Annotated in this window: 22 protein-coding genes; 17 read left to right on the top strand and 5 right to left on the bottom strand. The window is 40.2% G+C overall.

Translation table 11 applies throughout. The features are described from left to right. Position 1 precedes the first annotated feature (1 nt). Genes I6F42_RS07070 through I6F42_RS07060 form a run of 3 tightly spaced genes read left to right on the top strand, consistent with a single transcriptional unit; the run spans position 2 to position 3,252 of the window. On the top strand, positions 2 to 1,141 hold the full coding sequence (locus I6F42_RS07070) for a murein hydrolase activator EnvC (protein ID WP_010553361.1): 1,140 nt from the start codon (positions 2 to 4) through the stop codon (positions 1,139 to 1,141). Positions 1,142 to 1,175: 34 nt separating this feature from the next. Beyond that, the gene (locus I6F42_RS07065) at positions 1,176 to 2,441 is read left to right on the top strand and encodes a S41 family peptidase (protein WP_010553362.1); all 1,266 of its coding nucleotides are present in this window, start codon (positions 1,176 to 1,178) and stop codon (positions 2,439 to 2,441) included. Positions 2,442 to 2,490: 49 nt separating this feature from the next. Next, on the top strand, positions 2,491 to 3,252 hold the full coding sequence (locus I6F42_RS07060; RefSeq protein WP_096058074.1) for a divergent polysaccharide deacetylase family protein: 762 nt from the start codon (positions 2,491 to 2,493) through the stop codon (positions 3,250 to 3,252). Positions 3,253 to 3,430: 178 nt separating this feature from the next. On the opposite strand, the gene rpoH is transcribed toward I6F42_RS07060, so the two are convergent. The 4 genes from rpoH to ftsY form a co-directional block, all read right to left on the bottom strand. Beyond that, positions 3,431 to 4,294 (bottom strand): RNA polymerase sigma factor RpoH, encoded by an 864-nt coding sequence (rpoH, locus tag I6F42_RS07055; protein ID WP_197151591.1) that lies wholly within the window; start codon positions 4,292 to 4,294, stop codon positions 3,431 to 3,433. A gap of 314 nt (positions 4,295 to 4,608) precedes the next feature. Next, positions 4,609 to 5,595, bottom strand: a complete 987-nt coding sequence (ftsX, locus tag I6F42_RS07050; RefSeq protein WP_007582840.1) for a permease-like cell division protein FtsX — start codon at positions 5,593 to 5,595, stop codon at positions 4,609 to 4,611. Then, on the bottom strand, positions 5,592 to 6,269 hold the full coding sequence (ftsE, locus tag I6F42_RS07045; RefSeq protein ID WP_007582842.1) for a cell division ATP-binding protein FtsE: 678 nt from the start codon (positions 6,267 to 6,269) through the stop codon (positions 5,592 to 5,594). Before ftsE ends, ftsX begins: the two co-directional genes overlap by 4 nt. An 87-nt stretch (positions 6,270 to 6,356) precedes the next feature. After that, positions 6,357 to 8,651, bottom strand: a complete 2,295-nt coding sequence (gene ftsY, locus I6F42_RS07040; RefSeq protein ID WP_096058075.1) for a signal recognition particle-docking protein FtsY — start codon at positions 8,649 to 8,651, stop codon at positions 6,357 to 6,359. A 207-nt stretch (positions 8,652 to 8,858) separates the two neighbouring features. Between ftsY and rsmD the strand changes: the two genes are divergently transcribed. The 14 genes from rsmD to I6F42_RS06970 all read left to right on the top strand — a co-directional run bounded on the left by rsmD (position 8,859) and on the right by I6F42_RS06970 (position 24,827). After that, positions 8,859 to 9,464: a 16S rRNA (guanine(966)-N(2))-methyltransferase RsmD gene (gene rsmD, locus I6F42_RS07035; protein WP_033012751.1), complete on the top strand. Its 606-nt coding sequence runs from the start codon at positions 8,859 to 8,861 to the stop codon at positions 9,462 to 9,464. A 145-nt stretch (positions 9,465 to 9,609) separates the two neighbouring features. After that, positions 9,610 to 9,825: a 30S ribosomal protein S21 gene (gene rpsU / locus I6F42_RS07030; protein ID WP_002957797.1), complete on the top strand. Its 216-nt coding sequence runs from the start codon at positions 9,610 to 9,612 to the stop codon at positions 9,823 to 9,825. 19 nt (positions 9,826 to 9,844) lie between these two features. Beyond that, positions 9,845 to 10,291: a GatB/YqeY domain-containing protein gene (locus I6F42_RS07025; protein WP_007586535.1), complete on the top strand. Its 447-nt coding sequence runs from the start codon at positions 9,845 to 9,847 to the stop codon at positions 10,289 to 10,291. Positions 10,292 to 10,535: 244 nt separating this feature from the next. After that, entirely contained in the window at positions 10,536 to 12,287 is a 1,752-nt protein-coding gene (gene dnaG / locus I6F42_RS07020; RefSeq protein WP_010553366.1) for a DNA primase, read from the top strand. 390 nt (positions 12,288 to 12,677) lie between these two features. Continuing rightward, the gene (rpoD, locus tag I6F42_RS07015; protein WP_007586533.1) at positions 12,678 to 14,525 is read left to right on the top strand and encodes an RNA polymerase sigma factor RpoD; all 1,848 of its coding nucleotides are present in this window, start codon (positions 12,678 to 12,680) and stop codon (positions 14,523 to 14,525) included. Between the two features lie 67 nt (positions 14,526 to 14,592). Continuing rightward, the gene (gene prmA, locus I6F42_RS07010) at positions 14,593 to 15,474 is read left to right on the top strand and encodes a 50S ribosomal protein L11 methyltransferase (RefSeq protein WP_010553367.1); all 882 of its coding nucleotides are present in this window, start codon (positions 14,593 to 14,595) and stop codon (positions 15,472 to 15,474) included. Between the two features lie 281 nt (positions 15,475 to 15,755). Next, positions 15,756 to 16,727, top strand: coding sequence for a tRNA dihydrouridine synthase DusB (dusB, locus tag I6F42_RS07005; RefSeq protein WP_010553368.1), 972 nt, complete (start codon positions 15,756 to 15,758; stop codon positions 16,725 to 16,727). A 19-nt stretch (positions 16,728 to 16,746) separates the two neighbouring features. Beyond that, positions 16,747 to 17,037, top strand: a complete 291-nt coding sequence (gene fis / locus I6F42_RS07000) for a DNA-binding transcriptional regulator Fis (protein ID WP_002957804.1) — start codon at positions 16,747 to 16,749, stop codon at positions 17,035 to 17,037. A gap of 191 nt (positions 17,038 to 17,228) precedes the next feature. Further along, positions 17,229 to 18,815: a bifunctional phosphoribosylaminoimidazolecarboxamide formyltransferase/IMP cyclohydrolase gene (gene purH, locus I6F42_RS06995; protein ID WP_007586526.1), complete on the top strand. Its 1,587-nt coding sequence runs from the start codon at positions 17,229 to 17,231 to the stop codon at positions 18,813 to 18,815. 106 nt (positions 18,816 to 18,921) lie between these two features. Further along, positions 18,922 to 19,743 carry a class I SAM-dependent methyltransferase gene (locus tag I6F42_RS06990; protein WP_149593807.1) on the top strand — a complete coding sequence of 274 codons (822 nt, stop codon included), beginning with the start codon at positions 18,922 to 18,924 and terminating at the stop codon, positions 19,741 to 19,743. Between the two features lie 15 nt (positions 19,744 to 19,758). After that, positions 19,759 to 21,042 (top strand): phosphoribosylamine--glycine ligase, encoded by a 1,284-nt coding sequence (gene purD / locus I6F42_RS06985; protein ID WP_197151590.1) that lies wholly within the window; start codon positions 19,759 to 19,761, stop codon positions 21,040 to 21,042. 112 nt (positions 21,043 to 21,154) lie between these two features. Further along, positions 21,155 to 23,695 (top strand): EAL domain-containing protein, encoded by a 2,541-nt coding sequence (locus I6F42_RS06980; RefSeq protein ID WP_010553371.1) that lies wholly within the window; start codon positions 21,155 to 21,157, stop codon positions 23,693 to 23,695. Positions 23,696 to 23,717: 22 nt separating this feature from the next. After that, positions 23,718 to 24,527 (top strand): DUF2797 domain-containing protein, encoded by an 810-nt coding sequence (locus I6F42_RS06975; protein WP_010553372.1) that lies wholly within the window; start codon positions 23,718 to 23,720, stop codon positions 24,525 to 24,527. 6 nt (positions 24,528 to 24,533) lie between these two features. Continuing rightward, a complete protein-coding gene (locus I6F42_RS06970; RefSeq protein ID WP_010553373.1) occupies positions 24,534 to 24,827 on the top strand; it encodes a hypothetical protein in 294 nt (97 codons plus the stop codon). 13 nt (positions 24,828 to 24,840) lie between these two features. Here the strand turns inward: I6F42_RS06970 and I6F42_RS06965 are convergent, their stop codons facing one another. After that, a complete protein-coding gene (locus I6F42_RS06965) occupies positions 24,841 to 25,758 on the bottom strand; it encodes a histone deacetylase family protein (protein WP_010553374.1) in 918 nt (305 codons plus the stop codon). Positions 25,759 to 25,876: the final 118 nt, after the last annotated feature.

Raw genomic sequence — 25,876 nt, 5'->3', positions numbered from 1 at the left:
CATGAATAGACGTATTAACCGGTTAATTAAGTGCGGTTTAATACTAACTTCATTAGTGACTGCATCTGCAGTTGCTAATGAAGATCGTACTAAAAAAGACTTATCAGAAGTTCAAAATGCACTTGAGCAAAGCCAAGCTGAGTATAACGCCCAAAGAAAAAAAATAGCGTCGCTACAAAAAAACCTAAAAAGCCATGAACTCGATATAGCTAAAAATGCTAAAGCACTTAACATGGCAGAGCAATCAGTAAAAGAAACTAAAACACAGCAAAAAGAGCTACAAAATAAAGCCGATGAGCTCGATAAAAAGCACACTCAATTTCAGAAAATTTTAGCCGCGCAACTTAAAAGCGCCTATATGGCCGGTGGCGACGACTACTCTAAAATGCTGTTAAATCAAGAAGACACTGCAAAATTTGAGCGCACACTTAGTTATTACAACTACTTAAATAAAGCCCGTATTGAACAAATTGAAGATCTAAAAGACCTTCAAAAGCAAATAGTACAAAACCAAAAAGAGCTTGTTAAAACACAAGAAAAACTAGCGCTTTTATTTGATGAGCAAAAAAGACGTCAAACTGCATTGCTTAATGCACAAAGTGAACGCCAAGCTAATCTTAAAAATTTACAAGCTCAGCTCAACAGCACCAAAAGTTCAATAAACTATTTAAAAGAAAACCAACAAACTTTGGTAGCAACAATTGAAGAGCTCGAAAAAGAAAAAACACAGAAAATTGAATTACTGGGCCTAAATAAAAACAAAGGTAAATTGGACTGGCCGAGCAAAGGCAAGTTAGAGCACACATTCGGCCAACGTAAACATGGTGGTATTGATTGGAAAGGCGTATTAATTGGTGCAAAAGAAGGCACTAATATTAATAGCGTACATAATGGCCAAGTTGTATTTGCCGATTGGCTAAAGGGCTATGGTTGGGTAATTGTTGTAGACCATGGTGAAGGTTTTATGAGCCTATATGGTCATGCCCAAACACTGCTAAGAGATGTAGGCGACATGGTACGCGAAGGCGAAACCCTTGCTTTAGTTGGCCAAAGCGGCGGACAAGCTAGTTCTGGTCTATACTTTGAAATACGCCACAAAGGACGCGCAGTAAATCCTGTAAAATGGTGCAAACGCATTTAATTAAATAAATCGCTGCACCGCTCTGGAGCAGCTGATGACAACTAAAAAAACTGCAGTAATTACTATTGATAAAAAAAATACAGGCTTTTATAAAAGTCTGTATTTACTTGTACTACTAACCTTAATCGCTTTTTCTAGTAACGCACTAGCAAGCTCGATTAAAGATCTTAAAAGACAACAAATAGACGAAATACTCTTTAACATCCATACCTACTATGTTGAAGATCTCACCTTACAAAATAGCCACCACATTAAATATAATAGCCAACAGTTTGAGCGCTTATATTCAAAGCTCGACTCTTACTCTAAGTACTTAAATGAGCACGAACTAACCTCATTATTTGATAACACAAACGGGCGCTATACAGGTATTGGTATTGAGGTTAAAAATATCGACGAGAATATGACTATTGTTAATGTAGTTAATAACTCCCCCGCAAAAGCAGCGGGTATTTTGCCAAGCGATATTATTGTCAGTGTAAACAACCAAGCAGCCCAAAACCGTACAATCGATGAAGTAGCAACACTAATAAGAGACAGTAAATTTTCAAATATAGAGCTAATTATAAGTCGTGATAACAATAAAAACCCACTCACGTTTCATGTAGCACGCCGCCAAATAAACCTCGAAAGCGTAACAAGCGAACTTCTAGATTTTGGTACTGGTTATATAGCTATCAATAATTTTTCTAACCACACATTACATGAGGTTGCTCTGCAAGTTGCTGCCCTGCAAAGCCACTTTGGTTACCCACTTAAAGGCTTAGTAATTGATTTACGTGATAACCCAGGGGGTACATTACAAAGCGCAGTAGCGGTATCAGACCTATTTTTACAAAGTGGCACTATAGTGACTACTAAAGGACGTTTTTACGATGCCAACCAAGCATTTTATGCAAAGCGTGGAGACATTCTAAAAAATGCCCCCATTGTTGTGCTTATAAACGAAAACTCAGCCTCTGCAGCCGAAATACTTGCAGCAGCGCTAAAAGATAATAAACGAGCAACCGTTGTTGGCAGTCAATCTTTTGGGAAGGGTTCTGTACAATCGCTCATTCCTCTAGGTGACGGCAACACTGCATTAAAGCTCACCACAGCTAAATACTTCACACCGTTAGGTAAATCGATTGATGGTATAGGAATAACCCCAGATGTGGCGGTTAATCAAACAAACCTTTCACAAAGTAATAAAGCCGTTATAATAAAAAATGAACACACTAACAGTAAAGCGCAATTACTTACTGGTAACTTAGCAGATTTACAATTAGTTAAAGCAAAACAATTACTCAGCATGCAATAGCTTGTATAAGCTGTTAAACAAAGCTAAAAAGATAATAAAAACTATAAACGTGAAAATAATAAAATGGCTAATATTAGCTATTTGTTTTAGCTCAACAACAATTAGCGCTAAACAAATAGCAATAGTGATAGACGATATAGGCTATCATCAACGGGACTTAGAGTTCCTTTCCTTACCAGGGCAATTGTCGTATTCAATTTTGCCCCATACTCCTTATTCGCAAATTTTTGCAACGCTTGCTAGTCAATCAAATAAAGAGTTATTACTTCATGTACCTATGCAGGCACTTAACGGTAAAGAACTCGGACCTGGCGCGCTTACTTTAAATATGAATAAAGAGCAGCTTCAGCAAACTCTAGGAACAGCTCTCGCTAGTTTACCGCAAGTAAAGGGCGTTAATAACCACATGGGCTCAGCGCTTACGCAAAAAAGCCAAGCTATGAAGTGGACAATGGAAGTACTTAAAAAGCGCCATTTATATTTTTTAGATAGCCGTACAACCGAGTTAAGCCAAGCACAAAATGCTGCTAACTTTTTAGGTGTTGCTAATATTAGTCGCCAAGTGTTCTTAGACAATATAACTACACCAGAACAACTCCAGCTGAGGCTTGAAGAATTAAAACAACTAGCCACCATCCATAATTCCGCTATTGCAATTGCTCATCCCTACCCAGAAACAATCGAATTTTTACGTCATGCCTTACCCGAGCTAACTAAGCAAGGTTTTGAGCTCGTGCCGGTTTCGCAGCTGGTTGAGCGTAAATACATTCAGTTGGCGCAAGCTGAGGGAAAAGAGATTAGTGCTCGGTGATATAAGCTTTAAATAAAGCTATATCCGAATGATAAACTAACCATTCAATATGCAGCGCATCGGTATTACTTGATTAGATATTTTATCGTTGGGTTTCGCTTCGCTCAAACCAACCTACGCGAAAGCAAAAAGCCCCGCATTTTAATGCAGGGCTTTTAAATTTGCTGCTTGAGCAATATTAGCTCATAGCGCTTTGTAACTTTTTCATCGCTGTTTTTTCAAGCTGGCGAACACGTTCAGCAGATACACTGTACTTTTGTGCAAGCTCTTGAAGAGTCGCCTTATCATCAGACAACCAACGTGCGCTAACAATATCTTGTGAACGCTCGTCTAGTGTTTTAAGTGCGCTAAATAAACGAGTATGCGCTTGCTCTTTCCACTGCTCTTGTTCAACGTCGTCAGCTAAATCAGCTGCGCCATCTGTTAAATATTGTACTGGAGAGTACGTGCTTGTTGGTGCGTCGTCGTTATCGTCGCCCGTTAGGTCAAAGCCCATGTCTTGGCCGCTCATGCGCGATTCCATTTCACGTACTTCTTTTTCACTCACACCTAGCTCGCTAGCAACGGTACTAACCTCAGCTTGATTAAACCAACCTAAACGCTTTTTATTTTTACGAAGATTAAAAAACAATTTACGTTGCGCTTTAGTGGTTGCAACTTTAACTATGCGCCAATTTTTAAGCACAAACTCGTGAATTTCGGCTTTAATCCAATGCACTGCAAACGATACTAAACGCACACCCACATTAGGGTCGAAACGCTTAACCGCTTTCATCAGGCCTATATTACCTTCTTGAATAAGGTCAGCTTGTGGTAAGCCGTATCCCGAGTAGCCTTTAGCAATATGCGCTACAAAGCGTAAATGCGACATAATGAGTTGCTTGGCAGCACTAAGATCGCCTTCTTCCTGAAGTTTTTTAGCAAGTTCTTGCTCTTGTTCAACTTTAAGCATAGGAATAGTGCTTACCGCTTGAAGGTAACCGTCCATGCTTGCGCTTTGTTGTCCGACTGTAAGTGCCATTGCGTATAAATCTTTACTCATTTTTCACCTCGGTGATAAACATTTGAAACTATCTTAGCACTCTTTCTTTAAGAGTGCTAACCCCAATTTAAAACTTTTTTAAAGTATAAATCAAGCAGTTTTTAGTATGTGTTTAGTCTACTACAAGCGACTGAATAAGTGATGAATTGAGGGGCTGCAGCAGGTTAACCTCGCTGCATCACCTTATTTACAACTCATTACTTCATGGGAGGATAGTACATAAATATGACAGTTTTAATAACAGGAGGTACAACCCAGTTCGGTACGATACGCATATCAAGCTGGGTTGGTTCACTTATAGTTTGCAGGATTTTTTATACTTTATCGGGTTCTATTTCTTTAATATATCGATTTACAGAAAGGTACGAGCCTACAAATCCTAAGCTTGTTGCAAGTAACACTAAAAAGCCGAGCTCATTAAGCGATAATCCAATTAACGAGAAGCTTGTTTGATACACACCCGCTACACTGCTCACAGCGCTTGAAAGCCACCACATCATTAGTCCTACGCATATAAAGGCAAATAAACCACCTATTACACCATACCAAATACCGGTCCACAAAAATGGGGCATGTATAAAGGTGTTAGTTGCGCCGACTAGCTTCATTACTTGTATTTCTTCTTTTTTATCCATGATCGACAAACGGATGGTGTTACCAATAATAAGCGTCACTGAGGTAAGCAGTAATAATGCGATGGTTATTACACTTTCTTTCAGTAAATCTAGTAATGCATTTAAACGCTCTAGCCACGCTATATCGAGCTTACCAAAATCAACTTCACGTTCACTTTCTAATTTAGTTAGCAGTACTTTAGCGGCATTTGGGTGTCTGTGACGTTTTGTAGGAGTAACAAGTACCACATCAGGTAATGGGTTTTTATCTAAGTACTCTAAAGCTTGCCCAAAGCCAGATACGTCTTTAAATTCAGTTAATGCTTTTTGCTTTGATATAAATTCAACGCTTTCCACTTCTGGATAAAGTGCTAAACGCTTTACTAATGTTTGCGTTTCTTGCTCGTTCATACTTTCTTTTACAAACAACGATATTTCACTCGCTTCTTCAAAACCACTACTTACTTGCTGGACGTTTTTAACAACGAGATAAAGTGTTGCAGGTAACGTTAGGCTCAAACCAAGTACAGCAATAGTCATCATAGATGCAAGCGGCGTACGCCACATTTCACCTAAGCTATGAACACCTTGGCGAAAAATATTAATAATGAAAAAATAACCGCCAGCTAATACTGATTTTTTTTGCTTGTCGTTACTATTTTGACGACTTTTAAAAAGTAAACTCATAGTGCTCCCTCAGCGAGCGGATCTTGAAGCATGCGGCCATCTTTTAAGGTTAGACTGCGGTACTTCATACGTGCAACCAAACCTAAGTCATGCGTCGCTATAAGAACAGTGGTGCCGTGTTTATTAAAGTCCTCAAACAGCTTTAGGATTTCCATTGAAAGCTCAGGGTCTAGGTTACCTGTAGGCTCATCGGCTAACAGAATTGGCGGGGAATTTACGATTGCTCTGGCAATACCAACACGTTGCTGCTCGCCTCCAGAGAGCATAGACGGATGACATTTTATTTTGTCTATCAGGCCTACTTTATCAAGCGCACCATGAACACGTTTAGCTATTTGCTTATGGTGAGTACCCTCAATAATAAGAGGCAGTGCCACGTTATCAAAAATAGTATAGCGCTCTAGTAAACGGTGGTTTTGAAAAATAATACCTATATCACGGCGAGCATAAGGAATTTGACGCGAGTTTACTTTATTTAAATCAACACCGTTGATAAATACACTGCCTGCCGATGGACGTTCCATTAAGCTAATTAACTTAAGCAACGTACTTTTACCCGCACCACTGTGGCCGGTTAAAAAGGCAAGTTCACCCGGTTTAACATGAAAATTAACTTTTTCGAGGGCGCGGTGCCCTCCAGGATAAGTCTTACTTACTTGCTGAAAATTTATCATCTTTTTATTATGCCAATTCAATTAGTTTACTAATAAAATTGGTATTCCTCGCAATTAAAAAGGGAGCAAGCTCCCTCTTTTGGTAAATTAAACGTCGTCCTCATCTTGGCTAAATAACGCATCAATAAAGTCATCGCTTTTAAAAGCGCGTAAATCATCAATACCTTCACCAACACCAATGTAACGAATTGGAATATTAAACTTATCTGCAACCGCAAAAATAACACCACCCTTTGCAGTTCCATCAAGTTTTGAAAGCGTAATACCAGTTAAGCCAACGCATTGATTAAATAAGTTCACTTGGCTAATTGCATTTTGACCTGTGCCAGCATCAATGGTTAACATCACTTCGTGCGGCGCATCAGGATCAATTTTTTTCATAACACGAGCTATTTTTTCAAGCTCTTGCATTAAGTTATCTTTATTTTGCAAGCGACCCGCTGTATCTGCAATTAACACATCTATATTACGTGCTTTTGCAGCTTGGAATGCATCAAAAACAACCGATGCACTATCTGCACCCGTATGCTGTGCAATAACAGGAATGCTGTTACGTTCACCCCAAACCTGAAGTTGCTCAACAGCAGCCGCTCTAAACGTATCGCCAGCAGCCAGCATAACCGACTTACCTTCGCTTTGAAATTGCTTAGCCATCTTACCAATAGTCGTTGTTTTACCAACGCCATTTACGCCCACCATTAAAATAACAAATGGCTTTTTATCTTTGGTAATTACTAAAGGCTGTTCAGCCGTTTTTAGCATCGCCGCCATTTCTTGTTTCATTAACTCATAAAGCGCATCACCATCTTTTAACTGCTTACGGTTTGCAGCATCAGTTAAGCTATCAATCAACTTCATGGTGGTATCAACGCCTAAATCGGCGGTGAGCAGCTGTGTTTCAAGATCTTCAAATAATTCGTCATCTATTTTTTTACCACTAAAAATAGATGCAAAACCAGAACCTATATTAACGCGAGTTTTTAACAAGCCCTTTTTAAGACGAGAGAAAAACCCTTCTTTTTTCGGCTTTTCTGCTTTTTTAGCTTCTTCAATTGCAAGCTCTGCTGTTATACGTTCTTGTTCTAAACGCTCGTTTTCTGCTTTTCCCGCTGCAATGCGCTCTTGCTCTAAACGCTCATTTTCTAATTTTTCAGCAGCAATGCGCTCTTGATCTAAACGTTCATTTTCTGCTTTTTCAGCCGCAATACGTTCTTGTTCTAAACGTTCATTTTCAACTTTGTCAGCCGCAATGCGCTCTTGCTCTAAAAGCTCGTTTTTTGCTTTCTCAGCCGCAATGCGCTCTTGCTCTAAGCGCTCGTTCTGAGCTTTTTCAGCAGCAATACGTTCTTGCTCTAAACGCTCATTTTCTACTTTTTCAGCAGTAATGCGTTCTTGCTCTAAACGCTCACTCTGAGTTTTTTCAGCCGCAATACGTTCTTGTTCTAAGCGCTCGCTTTCTGCTTTATCAGCAGCAATGCGCTCCTGCTCTAAACGCATTTGCGCTTCTTGTTCTGCTAAACGTTTTGCTTGATCTTGTCTTTGTGCTTCAGCATCTGCTTGTTCTTTTGCTAATAACTCAGCATTCGCTTGCTCTATTGCAAGCTTTTCAGCCTTTACAGCTTCATCCTTTTTTTCAAGGCGTATTTGATCTAGTCGCTCAGTCTCTACTTTTTCTGCAGCCAATCGCTCTTGCTCTAATTGCATCTGCGTTTCTTGATCGGCTAAACGTTGTGCATATTCTTGTCTTTGCGCTTCTGCATCAGCTTGTTGTTTTGCAAGTAATTCAGCATTGGCCTGCTCAATTGCAATCTTTTCTGCGTTTTCAGCACGCTCCTGCTCTAAGCGCTCTGTTTCGGCCTCTGCTTTTAAACGTTCAGCTTCAGCTTGCTCCTGTGCTAGCTTTTCTTGCTCTAAACGTTTAGCTTCAATTTGTTCAGCAGCAATACGCTCCTGCTCTAAGCGCTCTGTTTCGGCCTCTGCTTTTAAACGTTCAGCTTCAGCTTGCTCCTGTGCTAGCGTTTCTTGCTCTAAACGTTTAGCTTCAATTTGTTCAGCAGCAATACGCTCCTGCTCTAAGCGCTCTGTTTCGGCTTCTGCTTTTAAACATTCAGCTTCAGCTTGCTCCTGTGCTAGCTTTTCTTGCTCTAAACGTTTAGCTTCAATTTGTTCAGCAGCAATACGCTCCTGCTCTAAGCGCTCTGCTTCGGCTTCTGCTTGTAAGCGTTCAGTTTCAGCCTGCTGCGCAAGCTTTTCTTGCTCTAGCTTCTGCGCTTCTTCTTGCGCTAATGCTTGTTGTTTATCAGCGGCTGCTTTTTGCTCTGCTTCTTTTTTATCTGACTTGCCAAAACCGAGCCACGACATGAATTTACTTTTTTTTGTCATACTTGCTAATAACCACTTATAAAAATCTGATAAACTAAAATTTGAAATAGCTTGGCAATGCCCAGCAATAGTTGCTAATAAATACAACCATTCAAAACGTAAGTGTTCAATAGTAACACTTTTAATACGGTTGAAAAATGAAGCTACACGTAATCACCCATAATATTATCTGAGCTAGATACCATATACCATTTTTTAGTGAGCTAAATGAGAAAAAAAACAATGCAAAATAAAGCTACTAACAAGCCCAGTGATGGCTTTATTAGAGTGATTAGTGGCCAATTTCGAGGCCGAAAACTCCCTGTTAAAAATGTAGAAGGCTTAAGACCTACTACCGATCGAATTAAAGAAACTGTATTTAATTGGCTAATGCAAGATACGCGTGACACAAATGTACTTGATTGTTTTGCAGGTTCTGGTGGGTTAGGATTTGAAGCGCTATCTCGATTTGCAAAAAACGCCACATTTATCGAGCTCGACTCGTCAGCTGCCAAGCAATTAGAACAAAACATTAGCACTTTAAAGCTCGACAACGCATACGTTAAACATACTAATTCACTCTCCTTTTTAGAGCAAAAAAACACAAACGAAGCGTTTAATCTTGTATTTGTTGACCCACCATTTCGTAAAGATTTAGCGCAAACAACCTGCGATTTATTAGAAAAAAACCAATGGTTAAGCGATGATGCATTAATTTATGTTGAAGTAGAAACAGAGTTAACCACCTTCAAGAACCCGAGCAACTGGTTGTTAATTAAAGAAAAAAAGGCAGGCCAAGTGTTTTGCAAACTCTACCAGCGCCAAGCAAATTAATACTGTTTTACATGATGCGTTTCTGTTAATATTGTCCTTTACATGTGGTGTTGCTTCGGATTACAATACCGCACCATTTTTGAACCACTTGATCAATGTTTGATCAACTTGAGCAACGCTCATAATTTAGGTAGGTGAATTTTTAATGCCAGTAATTAAAGTAAGAGAGAACGAACCGTTTGACGTAGCACTTCGTCGCTTCAAGCGTTCATGTGAAAAAGCAGGAATCCTTTCAGAAGTTCGTCGTCGCGAGCACTATGAAAAACCAACAGCTGAGCGTAAGCGTAAAAAAGCTGCTGCAGTAAAACGTCACATGAAAAAACTTTCTCGTGATAACGCACGTCGCGTTAAATTATACTAATATATTAGGTCTTGTATAAATGAGCCTTTTAATAACGCTAAAAGATGCGCAAAAAGATGCGATGAGAGCTAAAGACAAACAACGTCTTAACCCTATTCGTATGGTACTTGCTGCAATCAAGCAACGTGAAATTGACGAGCGCATAGAACTAGACGACGCAGGTATTACCTCCGTTATAGTGAAGCTTGTTAAACAACGTCGTGACTCTTACACTCAGTACAAAGATGCTGGGCGTGATGATTTAGCTGATATTGAAGCCAATGAAATAGTGGCGCTTGAAACTTTCTTACCTCAAAAATTGAGTGAAGAAGAAATCATTGCTCTCATTGATGCGGCTATTGCTGATACTAACGCAGCAGGTATGCAAGACATGGGTAAAGTAATGGGTATAATCAAAAGCAAAGCCGAAGGTCGTGCCGATATGGGCAAAATCTCTGGTTTAATTAAGCAACGATTAACTGCCTAATACTCCCACATACATTAAAGTATGATTGAAGTGAACCGAGCCTTGCGCTCGGTTTCTTTGTTTTTAACTTTAATAAAAAGTACACCTACTAGGTTACTTTAAAATGAAATTTTTTATAGCTTCCCTATTTATTTTGTTATCATTTTGGTAAGTTAAAGCACGTTATACTCTGCATCAAGCAAGTATAAAAAAGTAAATTTCATATTCGTTATTCTTCTTATTATTTCAGGACTGTATTTTACTAATGGCTGGAAAGATCCCACGTAACTTTATAGACGATTTACTTGCCAGAACCGATATTGTCGACCTGATAGACTCAAAAGTAGGTCTAAAAAAAGCAGGTAAGGATTATCAAGCTTGTTGCCCATTTCATAACGAAAAATCGCCCTCATTTACCGTATCGCAAGACAAACAGTTCTATCATTGCTTTGGTTGTGGCGCTAATGGTAATGCTATTTCGTTTGTAATGGAGTATGAAAAGCTTGAGTTTGTAGATGCTATTGAAGAAATAGCAAGCATGCTTAACTTAGAAGTACCTCGAGAACAAGGCACAAACTCAGCACCAGAACGTACTGCTGCGCAAAAGCGCTCTGATTACGATTTAATGCTTCATACTGCGCGCTTTTATCAGCACCAATTAAAACACCACAGTAATTCTGCCGCCGTTATTGAATATGTAAAAGGCCGTGGTTTAAGTGGTGAAACAGTTAAAAAGTTTATGATTGGCTACGCCCCCAGCGAATGGGATGGATTATGTCTTCAGCTTGGCCGTAATAAAGAACAAAAAGAGCAATTAGTTGAATTAAAGCTAGCTTCAGAAAAAACACCAGGCAGACAATTTGATTTTTTCCGCGACCGATTAATGTTCCCTATTCGCGATAAACGCGGACGCGTTATTGCATTTGGTGGGCGTGTAATGCAAGCCGACCAAGGGCCAAAATATTTAAACTCGCCAGAGACCCGAATTTTTCATAAAGGCTTTGAGCTTTACGGACTTTATGAAGCAAAGCAAGCCCATAAAAAACTTGAGCATGTAATGGTTGTGGAAGGTTACATGGATGTTGTTGCCTTAGCCGAGCAAGGGATTGAATATGCCGTTGCATCACTAGGTACCGCAACAACAAGCGAGCACATGCATACGCTGTTTAGAACAACAGATAAAGTAATCTGTTGTTACGATGGCGACAGAGCTGGCCGTGATGCAGCTTGGAGGGCGCTTGAAAACGCACTTCCTTATTTAAATGACGGTAAAGCACTGCAATTTACTTTTTTACCCGATGGCGAAGACCCTGACTCTCTTGTACAAAAAGAAGGTAAGGAGCAATTCGAATCGCGCCTAAGCCAAGCAGATGACTTTACCAAAGTATTGTTTAATAAATTAAGCCAAGAAGTTGATTTAACACTCGACTCAGGAAAAGCTAAATTACTCAGTGCAGCACTTCCACTCATTGAAAAAATCCCAAGTGAATTTTATCAAGAAAACATTCTTGAACAATTAGGGCGTTTAATCGGAAGAACACGTGAGCAATTAAATAACCGTTTAAAAACCCCAAAGCAACAGCATTCGATTGAACGTAAGTTTAAAATAACACCAATGCGTCAAGCGATTGGTATTTTAATTCAACATCCTAATTTGGCTAAAAATGTGCCATATTTGCCTGAACTCGCACAAATGAATATTGCTGGTATAGGGCTATTATTACGCTTACAAGAGCAAGCTTTAGAAAAAGAAAGCATTACCACAGCGCAACTACTCGAATTTTTTAGAGGAACTGAAGATTACGAGCCCTTAATCAAGCTTGCAACGTGGCAACACGACATAAATGAAGAGCGTTTAGAGACGGTTTTTAAAAATACTTTCAAGTTTATTGAAGATCAGTGTTTAAATTATCGACTCGAGACCCTATTAATAAAGGACAAGACTCAAGGCCTTAGTAGCGACGAAAGACTTGAGTGTCATTTGTTAATGACAGCGTTAAAAGCCACTAACAGTTAGGGTCTGTTTATCTTTCGAGGTTAAGTTTACAGCAGTGTGTTTGGTATTTAGACAAGGCAGAGCCTATGTAGTGTGGTTATTCCACATAAATAGGCGATAACGCAGCATAAATGCCAAACACGCGCTGCCCTTTGGGTTCGACCCAAGGGAGGTTTACTCTTTGTTGCTCGGTTTTTACTTAGCCCACTAGGTTACAAACCTCGCGCCGCGATTAAACCACCCTTGGATAGAACAAACTTTAATCCTGAAAGACCAACAGACCCTAGTCAAAATTGATTTAAACTGTTATACTGTGCTATTCACTGCGTCACATTATTCTAGTTGGCTTTAATGCAAACTACATGATGGCGCCTGTTGTATCAACTTATCAGAGTGGAAGAAACAATCTCTATGGATCCAACTCCTCAGTCACAATTAAAACTTCTGATTCAAAAAGGTAAAGAGCAAGGCTACTTAACTTTTGCAGAAGTAAATGATCACCTTCCACAAGACATTATAGACTCAGATCAAGTAGAAGATATCATAAGCATGATTAATGATATGGGTATCAAGGTTAGCGAAAACGCGCCTGATGCTGATGAATTAATGATGCAAGAAACAACGACAGACGAAGACGCAGCTGAAGCTGCCGCTGCAGCCCTTGCGACTGTAGAAAAAGAAATCGGCCGTACAACGGATCCGGTTCGCATGTACATGCGTGAAATGGGTACTGTTGAACTTCTTACACGTGAAGGCGAAATTGTAATCGCTAAACGTATCGAAGAAGGCATTAACCAAGTACAGATTTCTGTTGCAGAGTACCCTGAAGCAATCACTTACCTGCTAGAGCAGTGGGATAAGTTTGAAGCTGAAGAAATGCGTTTAAGCGATATCATCGTTGGATTTATCGATCCTAATGAAGATACAGCGCCAATTTCAGCAACTAATATCGGTTCAGAATTAAGTGCTAAGCAACTTGATGACGATAAAGATGACAAAGATGATGCTGATAGCGATGACGAAGATGAAGAAGAAGTAGACACAGGGCCAGATCCTGAAGAAGCGCGCATTCATTTTGAAAATTTACGTGATTTATACAATAAAGCACGTGATACGTTTGAAGCTAAAGGTCGTTCGCATCCTGAATCACAAGCCGCCATTTTTGAAATTGGTGAGCTTTTCAGAACCTTTAAATTAATACCTAAACAGTTTGACCGCATGGTAAATAACATGCGTGAAATGATGGATCGTGTTCGCGTTCAAGAACGTCTAATCATGAAACAAGCTGTACAAATTGCTAAATTACCGAAGAAAACATTCGTTAAGCATTTTGCTAACAACGAAACTGACGCTTCATGGGTAGATTTAGAAATTTCAGGTAACGAAAAGTATTCAGCTAAACTTGAAGAAGTTAAGCCAGAAATCATTCGTAGCATTAATAAACTATCTGTTATTGAACAAACAACAGGTTTAAGCATTGAGCGTATTAAAGACATTAACCGTCGAATGAGCATTGGTGAAGCGAAAGCACGCCGTGCAAAAAAAGAAATGGTTGAAGCTAACTTACGTCTTGTAATCTCAATAGCTAAAAAATATACAAACCGTGGCTTACAATTCTTGGATTTAATTCAAGAAGGTAACATTGGTCTGATGAAAGCAGTTGATAAGTTTGAATATCGCCGTGGTTATAAGTTCTCTACTTATGCTACGTGGTGGATACGTCAAGCAATCACTCGCTCTATTGCTGACCAAGCAAGAACAATCCGTATTCCAGTACATATGATTGAAACGATTAATAAACTTAACCGTATTTCTCGTCAAATGTTACAAGAAATGGGTCGTGAGCCAAATCCAGAAGAATTAGCAGAACGCATGATGATGCCTGAGGATAAAATCCGTAAGGTACTTAAGATTGCTAAAGAGCCAATTTCAATGGAAACACCAATCGGTGATGATGAAGATTCTCACTTAGGTGACTTTATCGAAGATACAACTATTGATTCGCCAATTGATTCGGCAACAATGGAGTCTCTTCGTGGCGCGACTAACGATGTACTTGCAGGCCTAACAGCCCGTGAAGCTAAAGTACTACGTATGCGTTTTGGTATTGATATGAATACCGACCACACCTTAGAAGAAGTAGGTAAACAGTTTGACGTAACACGTGAACGTATTCGTCAAATAGAAGCGAAAGCGCTGCGTAAATTACGCCACCCTTCTCGCTCAGATTTACTGAAAAGCTTTTTAGACGCTAAATAATTTAGCGCTACTATATAAACTAAAAAGGCCGCTATAGCGGCCTTTTTTCTATTTGAAGGAAATAATCATGGCTTGGATCCAAATTCGTATTAACGCCAATGCTGCAACAGCAGATGCAGTAAGTGACCTATTAATGGAAGCGGGTAGTGCTTCAGTAACCTTTATTGACGCAAAAGACACCCCTATTTACGAACCCAAAATTGGCACCGTTGTATTTTGGGCTGATACAACAGTAATTGGCTTGTTTGAAGCTAATCACGATATGAATGAAGTCGTTGCGTTATTGAAACGCCATGATGAACTAAAAGACAATTTAGTATACAAAATAGAGCAGCTTGAGGATAAAGACTGGGAACGTGAATGGATGGATAACTTCCACCCTATTCAATTTGGTGAAAGGCTATGGATTTGTCCAAGCTGGCGCGACATTCCAGATCCTGATGCAGTAAATGTACTGCTTGACCCTGGCCTTGCCTTTGGTACGGGCACACATGCAACAACGGCCTTATGTCTTAAGTGGTTAGAAAGCCAAGATCTAACAGGTAAAACGGTTGTTGATTTTGGTTGTGGCTCAGGCATTTTAGGTATTGCAGCTATAAAACTAGGCGCAGAGCGCATGATTGGGATTGATATTGATCCTCAAGCGCTTGAGGCAAGCCTCGATAATGCTAACCGTAATGGCGTTGCAGACAAACTTGAAGTATACCTTCCAGAAAACCAACCTGAGTTTACCGCCGACATAGTAGTGGCAAATATATTAGCCCAGCCACTTCGCGAATTGCACAGTGTAATTTTAGGTTTATTAAAGCCAGGTGGAAAAATTGCCATGTCGGGTATTTTAGAAGAACAAGCACAATCAGTTGCTGATATTTATGCACCGTTTATTGAACTAGATGACATTGCCGTTGAAGGTGATTGGACTCGAGTAAGTGGCACTAAAAAAGCGTAATAAACTGCACAACCAAATTTAGAGCATTAACTCAAAACCTGCATGTAAAGCCTGTATTTAACAGGCTTTACTATTTTTTTACATATTAAAAGTTTTCTGATTATTGTGTAAAAAATAAAACTTGTATAAATTTCAAACAAATCAACCTACTTGTCATGTGGTTATCAAATGTCAATACGAAAAGGGCAAAAAAAAGTTACTTTTGTTCAATTTATAGCCTTTGATTTTTGTGAAAAAAACCGTAAACTTAGCGCCCCTTGAAAAGAGGCCTATTGAATATAGTGCGTATCGGTAAATACCAACTTGAGAATAATGTAATTGTCGCGCCAATGGCTGGCATTACAGACAGACCATTTAGACAACTTTGCCGTCGTTTAGGCGCAGGGCTAGCTGTTTCTGAAATGCTATCGTCTAATCCTAAGGTTTGGAAAACGGAAAAGTCGATGAACCGTATGGATCACAGCGGTGAGTCGGGTATACGCGCTGTGCAAATTGCAGGAGCAGATCCTGAGCTTATGGCGCAGGCCGCACAATTCAATGTTGCTAACGGTGCACAGATCATAGATATCAATATGGGGTGCCCAGCAAAAAAAGTGAACAAGAAACTCGCAGGCTCTGCCTTATTACAGTTTCCTGAACTTGTGGAAGAGATTATTGATGCAGTCGTTAATGCTGTTGATATACCTGTGACACTTAAAATCCGTACAGGATGGGATCCGGATAACCGTAATGGTGTAGAGATTGCGAGAATAGCTGAACGTTATGGCATTGCATCACTTGCTGTACATGGGCGTACGCGCGCATGTATGTACAAAGGTGATGCTGAGTACGCCACGATTAGGGATATAAAACGTTCAGTGTCGATCCCTGTTGTTGCCAATGGTGATATTACATCACCAGAAAAAGCAAAACAGGTTTTAGACTATACGGGTGCAGATGCCATTATGATTGGCCGAGCCGCCCAAGGTCGCCCTTGGATATTTAGGGAGATAGACCACTATTTGCGAACTGGGGAACACTTACAGCCGCCTGCTATTGCAGAGGTGCGCAGTATTTTAATGGAGCATTTAACAAACCTCCATCTGTTTTACGGTGAGCCAATGGGAGCGCGAATTGCTCGCAAACATGTATCTTGGTATTTGCAAACCCATGACAGTGATGGTCAGTTTAGGCGAGTATTTAATGCGCTCGACAACCCACAAGCACAGGTCGTCGCATTAGAGCAATACTTTAAAACACTAGCAGCTAACTAAGAAAGAAAGAGACTTAATAATGTTCGAACAAAACGTGACTTCTCCATTTATCACTAACCCTCATGTTCAGTCACACGAGAAACCGCAGCCATTGCGTGATGCAGTAAAAAAAGCTGTTCACCACTATTTAAAGCAGCTTAACGGTCAAGATGTGCAAGACGTTTACGACCTTGTTCTTTCAGAGCTAGAAGCGCCATTACTTGAAGAAGTGATGACATATACACGTGGTAACCAAACTCGTGCAGCAATTTTACTAGGTATCAACCGTGGTACTTTACGTAAAAAGCTTAAAAAATACGGCATGAACTAATATGCTGGCTGTGATTTATCACAGCTAATTATTAAAAAAGCACCCTAGGGTGCTTTTTTTATGCCCGTAGTTTAATAGCCGTGTTGCAAAATGCTCACCCTCATCGGCGCTTTATAAGTCGTTTTTTGAGTTGTAATCAGTTAAAATGCCCGCTTCTAAGCTAGCTCATTAACTGAGGAAATCAAACTACAATGGATACTCATCGTCCCATTCGTCGCGCACTATTAAGTGTGTCTGATAAAACCGGTATTGTTGAATTTGCCCGCGCACTAGAAGCGCAAGGCGTTGATATATTATCAACTGGCGGCACATGTAAACTACTTGCTGATAACGGCATAAAAGTGACTGAAGTATCAGATCACACAGGCCACCCTGAAATCATGGATGGTCGCGTAAAAACTCTTCACCCAAAAATTCACGGCGGCATATTAGCCCGTCGCGGACAAGATGAAAGCGTAATGGCAGATAACAACATTTCTGCTATCGACATAGTTGTAGTTAACTTATACCCCTTTGCGAATACAGTCGCTCAAGAAAACTGCAGCCTTGAAGATGCTATTGAAAATATTGATATTGGCGGCCCTACAATGGTTCGTGCAGCCGCTAAAAACCACAAAGACGTAACAATCGTGGTAAACGCGAGCGACTACGACCGTGTTATTAGCGAAATGCAAAACAACAATGGCTCTACTACGTATAAAACACGTTTTGACTTAGCGATTGCGGCTTACGAGCACACTGCCGCATACGATGGCATGATTGCTAACTACTTCGGTAAAATGGTTCCTGATTACACCGAGGAAGCTGCTGTAGAGACTAAATTCCCACGTACTATCAATATGCAGTTCACTAAAAAGCAAGATATGCGTTACGGTGAAAACTCACATCAAGATGCTGCTTTTTATGTTGAAAGTGACATTGCTGAAGCATCAGTTGCAACAGCAACTCAATTGCAAGGTAAGGCCCTTTCGTTTAACAACATTGCAGATACCGATGCAGCACTTGAATGTGTTAAAGAATTTGACGTACCTGCGTGCGTAATTGTAAAACATGCTAACCCGTGTGGTGTTTCAATTGGGGACAATATTCTACAAGCATACGAGCGCGCTTTTAAAACAGACCCTACATCAGCATTTGGTGGCATTATTGCCTTTAACCGAGAGCTAGATGCAGCAACTGCACAAGCAATTGTTGATCGTCAGTTTGTTGAAGTCATTATCGCACCTAGTATTTCGAGCGACGCTGCAAAAATTGTTGAAGCTAAAAAGAACGTTCGTTTATTAGAATGTGGACAGTGGACAGGTAAAGCAGCTGGCCAAGATATTAAACGCGTTAACGGCGGTATTTTAGTTCAAGACCGCGATTTAGGCATGGTAACGCAAGGCGACTTAAAAGTTGTTTCTAAGCGCCAGCCTACAGAGCAAGAACTTAAAGATTTACTATTTTGTTGGAAAGTAGCTAAGTTTGTTAAATCAAACGCAATTGTTTATGCCCGTGACGGTATGACCATTGGTGTAGGCGCAGGCCAAATGAGCCGCGTATACTCAGCTAAAATTGCAGGCATAAAAGCTGCAGACGAAAACCTTGAAGTTAAAGGCTCAGTTATGGCGTCTGATGCGTTCTTCCCATTCCGTGATGGAATTGACGCAGCAGCAGCCGCAGGTATTACTGCGGTAATTCAGCCAGGTGGCTCAATGCGTGATGAAGAAGTGATTGCAGCTGCTGATGAAGCTGGCATGGCAATGGTACTTACTGGTATGCGCCATTTCCGCCACTAATCACACAAAGGGTTAAACGTTGGTTTAACCCTTTTTGTTTGCTATAAATTCACGTATTCTGATTATTCAATAACCTATTTAAAATTATAATGTGAAGGAACAAACAATGAAATTTGCGCTAAAATCGCTACTTGTAGCCACACTAACGATGACATCGACTATGGCGCTTAGCCATAACCACGAATCGAGCCTTGAGCATGCACTTCAATCAAGCGAACGTAGCGCTAAAAACAGCGTTCGTGACGAATATCGTCACCCAGCTCAAACACTGGCATTTTTTGGCTTTAAACCAACTATGACAGTTGTTGAAATTGCGCCAGGCGGTGGTTGGTATAGTGAAATTTTAGCGCCAGCACTAAAAGAGCAAGGCACTTATTATGCCGCGCACTTTCCTGCTGATTCATCAGTTGGCTACTACCAACGCTCTCTTGCGGGCTTTAAACAAAAAGTAGCTGAAGATGAGCGCTTTAGTAGCGTTAAAATTACTGAGTTTGCACCTGTAACACATTTAGATATTGCGCCAGCTGGCAGTGCCGATATGGTTTTAACTTTCCGTAATGTGCATAACTGGTATATGGGCAAAGATAAAAGCGGTGCATTAAGTGCATTCCAAGCTTTTTATAAAGCCCTTAAACCAGGTGGTACATTAGGTTTAGTTGAACACCGTTTAGCTGAAGAGCGTGCTGACGAAGATCAAAAAACATCAGGTTATATGAAGCAGAGCTACGTAGTAGACCTTGCTGAGCAAGCTGGGTTTGAATTAGTAGCAAGCAGTGAAATAAATGCAAATCCAAAAGATACAGCCGATCACCCTAAAGGTGTATGGACGCTACCACCAAGCTTAAGACTCGGCGAACAAGATGCTGACAAATATAAAGCCATTGGTGAAAGCGACCGCATGACGCTGAAATTTAAGAAACCGCTTTAAATAGGAATTTTCGCCATGAATGTTTTAGTCATTGGCAGCGGCGGCCGCGAACACGCACTTGCGTTTAAAGCCGCTCAAAACACCAAAGTAAATACTGTATTTGTAGCCCCTGGTAATGCAGGTACTGCACTTGAACCAAAACTTGAAAACGTAGCAATAAACGTTGACGACTTAGAGGGTTTACTTAGTTTTGCACAGCAAAACAAGGTAGAGCTTACTATTGTAGGTCCAGAAATACCGTTAGTACTGGGTGTTGTTGATAAGTTTCGTGAACATAACATGGCTATTTTTGGCCCAACGGCAGGCGCAGCCCAGCTTGAAGGCTCTAAATCGTTTACTAAAGATTTTTTAGCGCGCCACAATATCCCATCAGGCGATTATCAAACGTTTGAACAAATTGACCCAGCCCTAGCTTATTTAAAAGAAAAAGGCGCGCCAATTGTTGTAAAAGCAGATGGTTTAGCTGCAGGTAAAGGCGTAATTGTAGCAATGACGGAAGCCGATGCCGAAGATGCTATTCGCGATATGCTTGCGGGTAATGCTTTTGGCGATGCGGGAAGCCGTGTTGTTATTGAAGAATTTTTAGAGGGTGAAGAAGCGTCTTTCATTGTAATGGTTGATGGCAAAAACGTATTACCTTTTGCAACAAGCCAAGATCATAAACGTGCATATAATGGTGATGCAGGTCCTAATACTGGCGGCATGGGTGCATATTCACCAGCGCCAGTTGTTACGGATGAAATCCACCAGCGTATTATGAACGAAGTGATCTACCCTACGGTAGAAGGCATGGCAAGCGAAGGCCATCCGTACACCGGCTTTTTATACGCAGGTTTGATGATTGACGAAACAGGTACCCCTAAAGTAATTGAGTACAACTGTCGCTTTGGCGACCCTGAAACTCAACCAATGATGCTACGTTTACAATCAGACCTAGTTGAATTGATTGAAGCTGCTAACCGTGTAGAACTTGATAAAACAACGATTAAGTTTGACCCACGCGCAGCCGTTGGTATTGTACTTGCAGCTAAAGGTTACCCTGGTGATTACCCTAAAGGTGATGTAATTTCGGGGCTAAAAGTTGATTACCCTGCGGGTGAAAAAGTGTTTCATGCGGGTACTAAGCAAAGTGGCAATGACGTTGTAACCGCAGGCGGTCGCGTATTATGCGCAACAGCACTTGGTAACACTGTTACAGAAGCGCAGCAGCGCGCCTATGAGCTTGTTAAACAAATTAGCTGGGATGGTATGGAATATCGTACTGATATAGCTTACCGTGCTATTGCACGTGAGCAATAGCCTGTAATACCTATTCATTGGTATAACCAGTTAATTTAACTACAAAAGCGCAGTTTATCTGCGCTTTTTTAGTGCTACACTAATTAAAAGGTTTTTTAAAAGTAAATTAACGTTGGAACTAAGAACTTTACGTTACCATGCAATTGCTGTTGCCATACTGATATTTATATTTTTTATAATCAGTACATTGGCATCAAACCTTGTCGTGCCTACACGATATACAATTGATAAAACGGCTCCAATGTACCTCGATTACGCCTACTATATTGACGAAACCAAAACTAAAACATTCGATACCATCATTAACCAACCTGAATTACTTACTCATCAACCATTTTCAGATGTTCCATGGAGTTTTAGCCAGCAAAACTATTGGTTGTTTCTTGATTTAGAAAATAAAAGCCTTAACAAGCAAAATGTTGTGGCACATTTTGACAACCCTATGGTCGATCACCTTACGGTTTATCGCCTCGATAAAAACAACAAACTAATTGAAACATACAAACTCGGCGATAAAGAAGAAGCCCTCTCTTTGTTTGAATACAGCGTACCGCATATTCGTTTTTTAGTAGAAAGAAAATCGTCACAGCGCCTAGTAATGAAAATAGACACAGTCGGCATAAGTAAAACACCAGTAAACTTATATCGTGATAAAGAGTTTATTGACTTAGTGCGCTCTCAAACTGGGATCTGGGGTATTTTTGTAGGCGTGCTATTGATGGCTGCGCTTTATAACTTGGTGCTTTATTTTGGCATAAAAGACCGTGTTTATTTAATTTATATTGGCTATATCATTAGTGCGTTAACCTTATTGGGTGCAGTGCTTGGTTTTGGATTTTATTTATGGCCAGTGCAATGGCAGTTATATATTCACGAAAAAGTCATATTTTTTAACTACGCAATATCATTTTTCACTCTCGCCTTTTGTACTATGTTTTTACGCTATCACAAGGACAATTGCTGGCGATACAAAATGAGCGTAAAACTGCTTTTGTTTATGTCAGTAATGGCTATAGCTAGTTTATTTATTCCTGAGTACATTGCAGCCCCGTTGTTTTTTTGTGTAATGGCACTTTTATACGTTGTTTGTATTATTTTAATTTATAACAAGCTACGTAGCGGCTTTAGGTGGGCTAAGTTTTATGTACTCTCGTGGATACCGCTGATATTTGGTGCGGTAATACAGCCTATGGAGCTCACCGGCTTTTTGGCTTATAGCTTTACCTCCCGCCATGCCTTTTTAATGGCTATTTTGTGCGAAGTTATTTTAATGGCAATGGCGTTAGCTGACCGAGTAAGGTATCAGCGCGAACGTGCGCTTTACCATGCCACGCACACACAACAAACAAAGTTACTTAATAGCTCCAAGCTAAAACAAGCATTTATGGCGCTACAAAGCCAAAACCGCTCAACAACTTTATGTTTAATAAAAATACGTCACTTTAATTCGCTCAATACAATTATTACCTCTTCTCAGGGCTACACACTTATAAAGCATGTAGCCAAAGAGCTTGAATTAGAACTCAGCCATGAACGCGAATTTACAAACCTCGAAACAGATTTAAACACCAGCCCACGCTTAGCCGATTTAAGCAGTGGCGTATTTGCCTGTATTTCTACTAAAACACAAAACCAAGAAATGCTAGAAGCACTACTGACTAAAATAATTAGCAGCCTACCAAAACAATATGAAATTAAAGGGCTAAACCTGCAGCTTAGTTACAGTATAGGTATTAGTAGTGCAGGTAAGAGTAACGACTTTGAATATTGGTTAAAGCGTGGATATTTAGCGCTTAAAAAAGCAAAAGGTAGCGTTAATCAAGTTGGGTCATCGTCAAACGGTAATAATCTAATGATGGACGTTGCTCTAGCCGCTAAGCTGCAACAAGCCATCAAAACAAATCAACTGGCACTTTATTACCAACCTCAAATAAACTTATTAAGTAACCACGTAAGTGGTGCTGAAGCTTTATTACGTTGGCCCGACCCAACTTACAGCAACTTATCAATTGAAGAACTAATAATACTTGCTGAGCACACAGGCATTATTAACGAGCTAACACTGTGGGTAATAGAGCAAGCCTGTAAAGACATAGTCAAGCTTACAAAAAATGGCTATAACGAGCACACAATTAGCGTAAATTTAAGCGCTAAAAACTTAACTATAAATAACTTAGCCGAAAAAGTAGAAAATATTTTAATTAAATACCAAGTGCCGGCACAGTTACTTAAATTTGAACTAACCGAATCAGCCTTCGTAGATAGCCAAGATGCACTTATAAAGTTAGTTGATGAGCTAACCGCATTAGGTATTAAAGTAGTACTGGATGACTTTGGGACAGGCTATGCGTCACTTAGCTACTTAGTCAATTATCACTTTAGTGAACTTAAAATAGATAAGTCATTTGTTTTTGATTTACCTAATAACCCTACTCACCAGGTTATTGTACAAACAGCCATTGATATGGCGCATAACCTCAATTTATCAATAACAATTGAGGGGGTAGAAACCCAGGAAATCCATCACTTACTCAAAGATATGAACGCTGACTACGCCCAAGGTTATTTATACGCAAAAGCACTGCCTTACACCGACTATTTACACTTCTTAAAAAGCCAATATAGCTTAAAAATGTTAGACTCCTCTTTTTAACATCTTTAGGGGCCAAGTAAAGATGCAAGGCACACTGCGTAAATTAAAATCGAGCTTAACCGAACCAGTACAATATCACTTACCTGTAGGTGAACACCTAGTAGACTTAAATGCATTTATAGGTAAGGAGCTTACGCTTACCTTTAGTGGCACTATTTTATGTTCTAACTGCGGTAAAAAAACCAAAAAAAGCTATTCTCAAGGTCACTGTTTTGTATGCATGCGCAAGCTCGCTAGTTGCGATATGTGTATTATGAAACCAGAAACCTGCCACTACGACCAAGGCACGTGCCGAGAGCCACAGTGGGGTGAAGAAAACTGCATGATTCCGCACTATGTATATCTCGCTAACACCTCTGGGTTAAAAGTAGGTATTACCCGCCACACACAAATACCGACTCGTTGGGTTGATCAAGGCGCGACTCAGGCATTACCTATTTTTAAAGTGCAAACTCGCCTGCAATCAGGTTTAGTGGAAGTTGCATTGGCTGAATTTATTGCCGATAAAACGAATTGGCGCAATATGCTAAAAGGTCAAAACGAAGCAATTGACTTAAAAGCAGCTGCAGCCGAGCTGATCCCACAAATTAGTGAAAAGCTAAACGAGCTCAGTGAATTATTTGGCGCAACAGCAATAGAACAACTTGATGAAGATGTAGTTGATTTAAACTTTCCAGTAACCGAATACCCAACAAAAATCAGCTCATTTAACTTTGATAAAGACCCTGTTGTAAGTGGTGTTTTACAAGGTATTAAAGGCCAGTACTTAATTTTTGAAAAAGGCGTTATTAATATTCGTAAATTTACGTCTTATGAAGTAACCGTAGGTTAACGGGCTATGTTAAACAGCTATCCACAGTTATTGGTTATTTATAATGAGCTTGAGATAGCCCATAACCAACAAGAGCAACAAGAGTGCTTACACAGCGTTATGCAAAGTGAACTAAGCGATGTGCGAGTACTTAATAAGCAAGGTGACTACCTTAATTTACAAGGCACTGCTTGCCCTGAATTGAATGGCGAGCAACTAGCACAGCTTGTTACAGCTTACTTATTAAATGAAGGACAATGCTGCCTTGGTAAAATCAAAACCCTAAGCACAGCCCAGGCGTTTGATTTATTAGGGCTATAAGCACTCTCTTTATTTAGATATCAGTAAGCACTTTTATATGCGCTACAGCACTGCGACCTAAAGCTGATAGCGCATAGCCACCTTCTAAATACGAAATAACACCTTTGCAGCCGCCCTCTTTAGCAACACCACATAGTTGCTCGGTAAGCCAAATGTAGTCATCCTCTACAAACTTTAAGCTCGCCATATCATCTTCTAGGTGTGCATCAAACCCTGCGCTTATAAAAAGTAATTCAGGCTTAAACGCTTTTAATTTTGGTAACCATTGCCCAGTAAATACCTCTTTTAGGTCATCGCCATTGCTGGCAATTGGCAAAGGAGAATTAACTATATGGCTATTATTTTTAACCGCTGTATTTGGGTAAAACGGATACTGAAATAACGAACAAAGCAGTACGTTTTCGTCATCAATAAAAATGTCTTGTGTGCCATTACCATGGTGTACATCAAAGTCAGCAATCGCAATCCGCTTAATCCCTTTGCTTTGTGCGTACTTAACGGCAATAGCTAAGTTATTAAACACACAAAACCCAGATGATGAATCTTTATTAGCATGATGCCCTGGCGGGCGTACTGAGCAAAAAGCAGCATCGAGTTTATCGGCAAGTATTTCATCAACAGCTAACAACCCGGCACCTACTGCCCGCTCAATCGCTTTAAACGAATCGGGGCACAACCACGTATCGCCATCTAAATTAGCGAGTCCTTCGGTTGGTAGTGTAGTTTCTACGTGTTTAACTAAAGCCTCATCGTGAGCAAGTAAATAATGCTCACGCTCGGCCTTAGGTGCCTGCAGGTGTGTTAAGCCAACATCTACACCGCTGGCTAATAACCTGTCGGTAATTGCATCTAAGCGCTCTGGGCACTCAGGATGGTCGTCTATCATTTTATGTTTACGGCAATGAGGGTGTGAAATAACTGCAGTACGCATAAAATGCTCCTAGCCAAAGTAAATTGAGTGTTTAATATAACAAAGCCACCTAATGGTGGCTTTGCGACTTTGGTGTATATCGACACTTTAAATATCGACACTTTAAATATCGATACCT

Source organism: Pseudoalteromonas sp. SWYJZ12 (assembly GCF_015864395.1).
Lineage (GTDB): Bacteria > Pseudomonadota > Gammaproteobacteria > Enterobacterales > Alteromonadaceae > Pseudoalteromonas > Pseudoalteromonas arctica.
The sequence above is the reverse complement of the archived record's forward strand: the minus strand, read 5'-3'. Positions and strand labels throughout refer to the sequence as shown.

What these genes read in the sequence shown, in the direction of transcription:
- I6F42_RS07070 (WP_010553361.1), top strand. Translation starts at nt 2, where the DNA reads ATGAATAGACGTATTAACCGGTTAATTAAGTGCGGTTTAATACTAACT.
- I6F42_RS07065 (WP_010553362.1), top strand. Translation starts at nt 1,176, where the DNA reads ATGACAACTAAAAAAACTGCAGTAATTACTATTGATAAAAAAAATACA.
- rpoH (WP_197151591.1), bottom strand. Translation starts at nt 4,294, where the DNA reads ATGAGTAAAGATTTATACGCAATGGCACTTACAGTCGGACAACAAAGC.
- ftsX (WP_007582840.1), bottom strand. Translation starts at nt 5,595, where the DNA reads ATGAGTTTACTTTTTAAAAGTCGTCAAAATAGTAACGACAAGCAAAAA.
- ftsE (WP_007582842.1), bottom strand. Translation starts at nt 6,269, where the DNA reads ATGATAAATTTTCAGCAAGTAAGTAAGACTTATCCTGGAGGGCACCGC.
- ftsY (WP_096058075.1), bottom strand. Translation starts at nt 8,651, where the DNA reads ATGACAAAAAAAAGTAAATTCATGTCGTGGCTCGGTTTTGGCAAGTCA.
- rsmD (WP_033012751.1), top strand. Translation starts at nt 8,859, where the DNA reads ATGAGAAAAAAAACAATGCAAAATAAAGCTACTAACAAGCCCAGTGAT.
- rpsU (WP_002957797.1), top strand. Translation starts at nt 9,610, where the DNA reads ATGCCAGTAATTAAAGTAAGAGAGAACGAACCGTTTGACGTAGCACTT.
- I6F42_RS07025 (WP_007586535.1), top strand. Translation starts at nt 9,845, where the DNA reads ATGAGCCTTTTAATAACGCTAAAAGATGCGCAAAAAGATGCGATGAGA.
- dnaG (WP_010553366.1), top strand. Translation starts at nt 10,536, where the DNA reads ATGGCTGGAAAGATCCCACGTAACTTTATAGACGATTTACTTGCCAGA.
- rpoD (WP_007586533.1), top strand. Translation starts at nt 12,678, where the DNA reads ATGGATCCAACTCCTCAGTCACAATTAAAACTTCTGATTCAAAAAGGT.
- prmA (WP_010553367.1), top strand. Translation starts at nt 14,593, where the DNA reads ATGGCTTGGATCCAAATTCGTATTAACGCCAATGCTGCAACAGCAGAT.
- fis (WP_002957804.1), top strand. Translation starts at nt 16,747, where the DNA reads ATGTTCGAACAAAACGTGACTTCTCCATTTATCACTAACCCTCATGTT.
- purH (WP_007586526.1), top strand. Translation starts at nt 17,229, where the DNA reads ATGGATACTCATCGTCCCATTCGTCGCGCACTATTAAGTGTGTCTGAT.
- I6F42_RS06990 (WP_149593807.1), top strand. Translation starts at nt 18,922, where the DNA reads ATGAAATTTGCGCTAAAATCGCTACTTGTAGCCACACTAACGATGACA.
- purD (WP_197151590.1), top strand. Translation starts at nt 19,759, where the DNA reads ATGAATGTTTTAGTCATTGGCAGCGGCGGCCGCGAACACGCACTTGCG.
- I6F42_RS06975 (WP_010553372.1), top strand. Translation starts at nt 23,718, where the DNA reads ATGCAAGGCACACTGCGTAAATTAAAATCGAGCTTAACCGAACCAGTA.
- I6F42_RS06970 (WP_010553373.1), top strand. Translation starts at nt 24,534, where the DNA reads ATGTTAAACAGCTATCCACAGTTATTGGTTATTTATAATGAGCTTGAG.
- I6F42_RS06965 (WP_010553374.1), bottom strand. Translation starts at nt 25,758, where the DNA reads ATGCGTACTGCAGTTATTTCACACCCTCATTGCCGTAAACATAAAATG.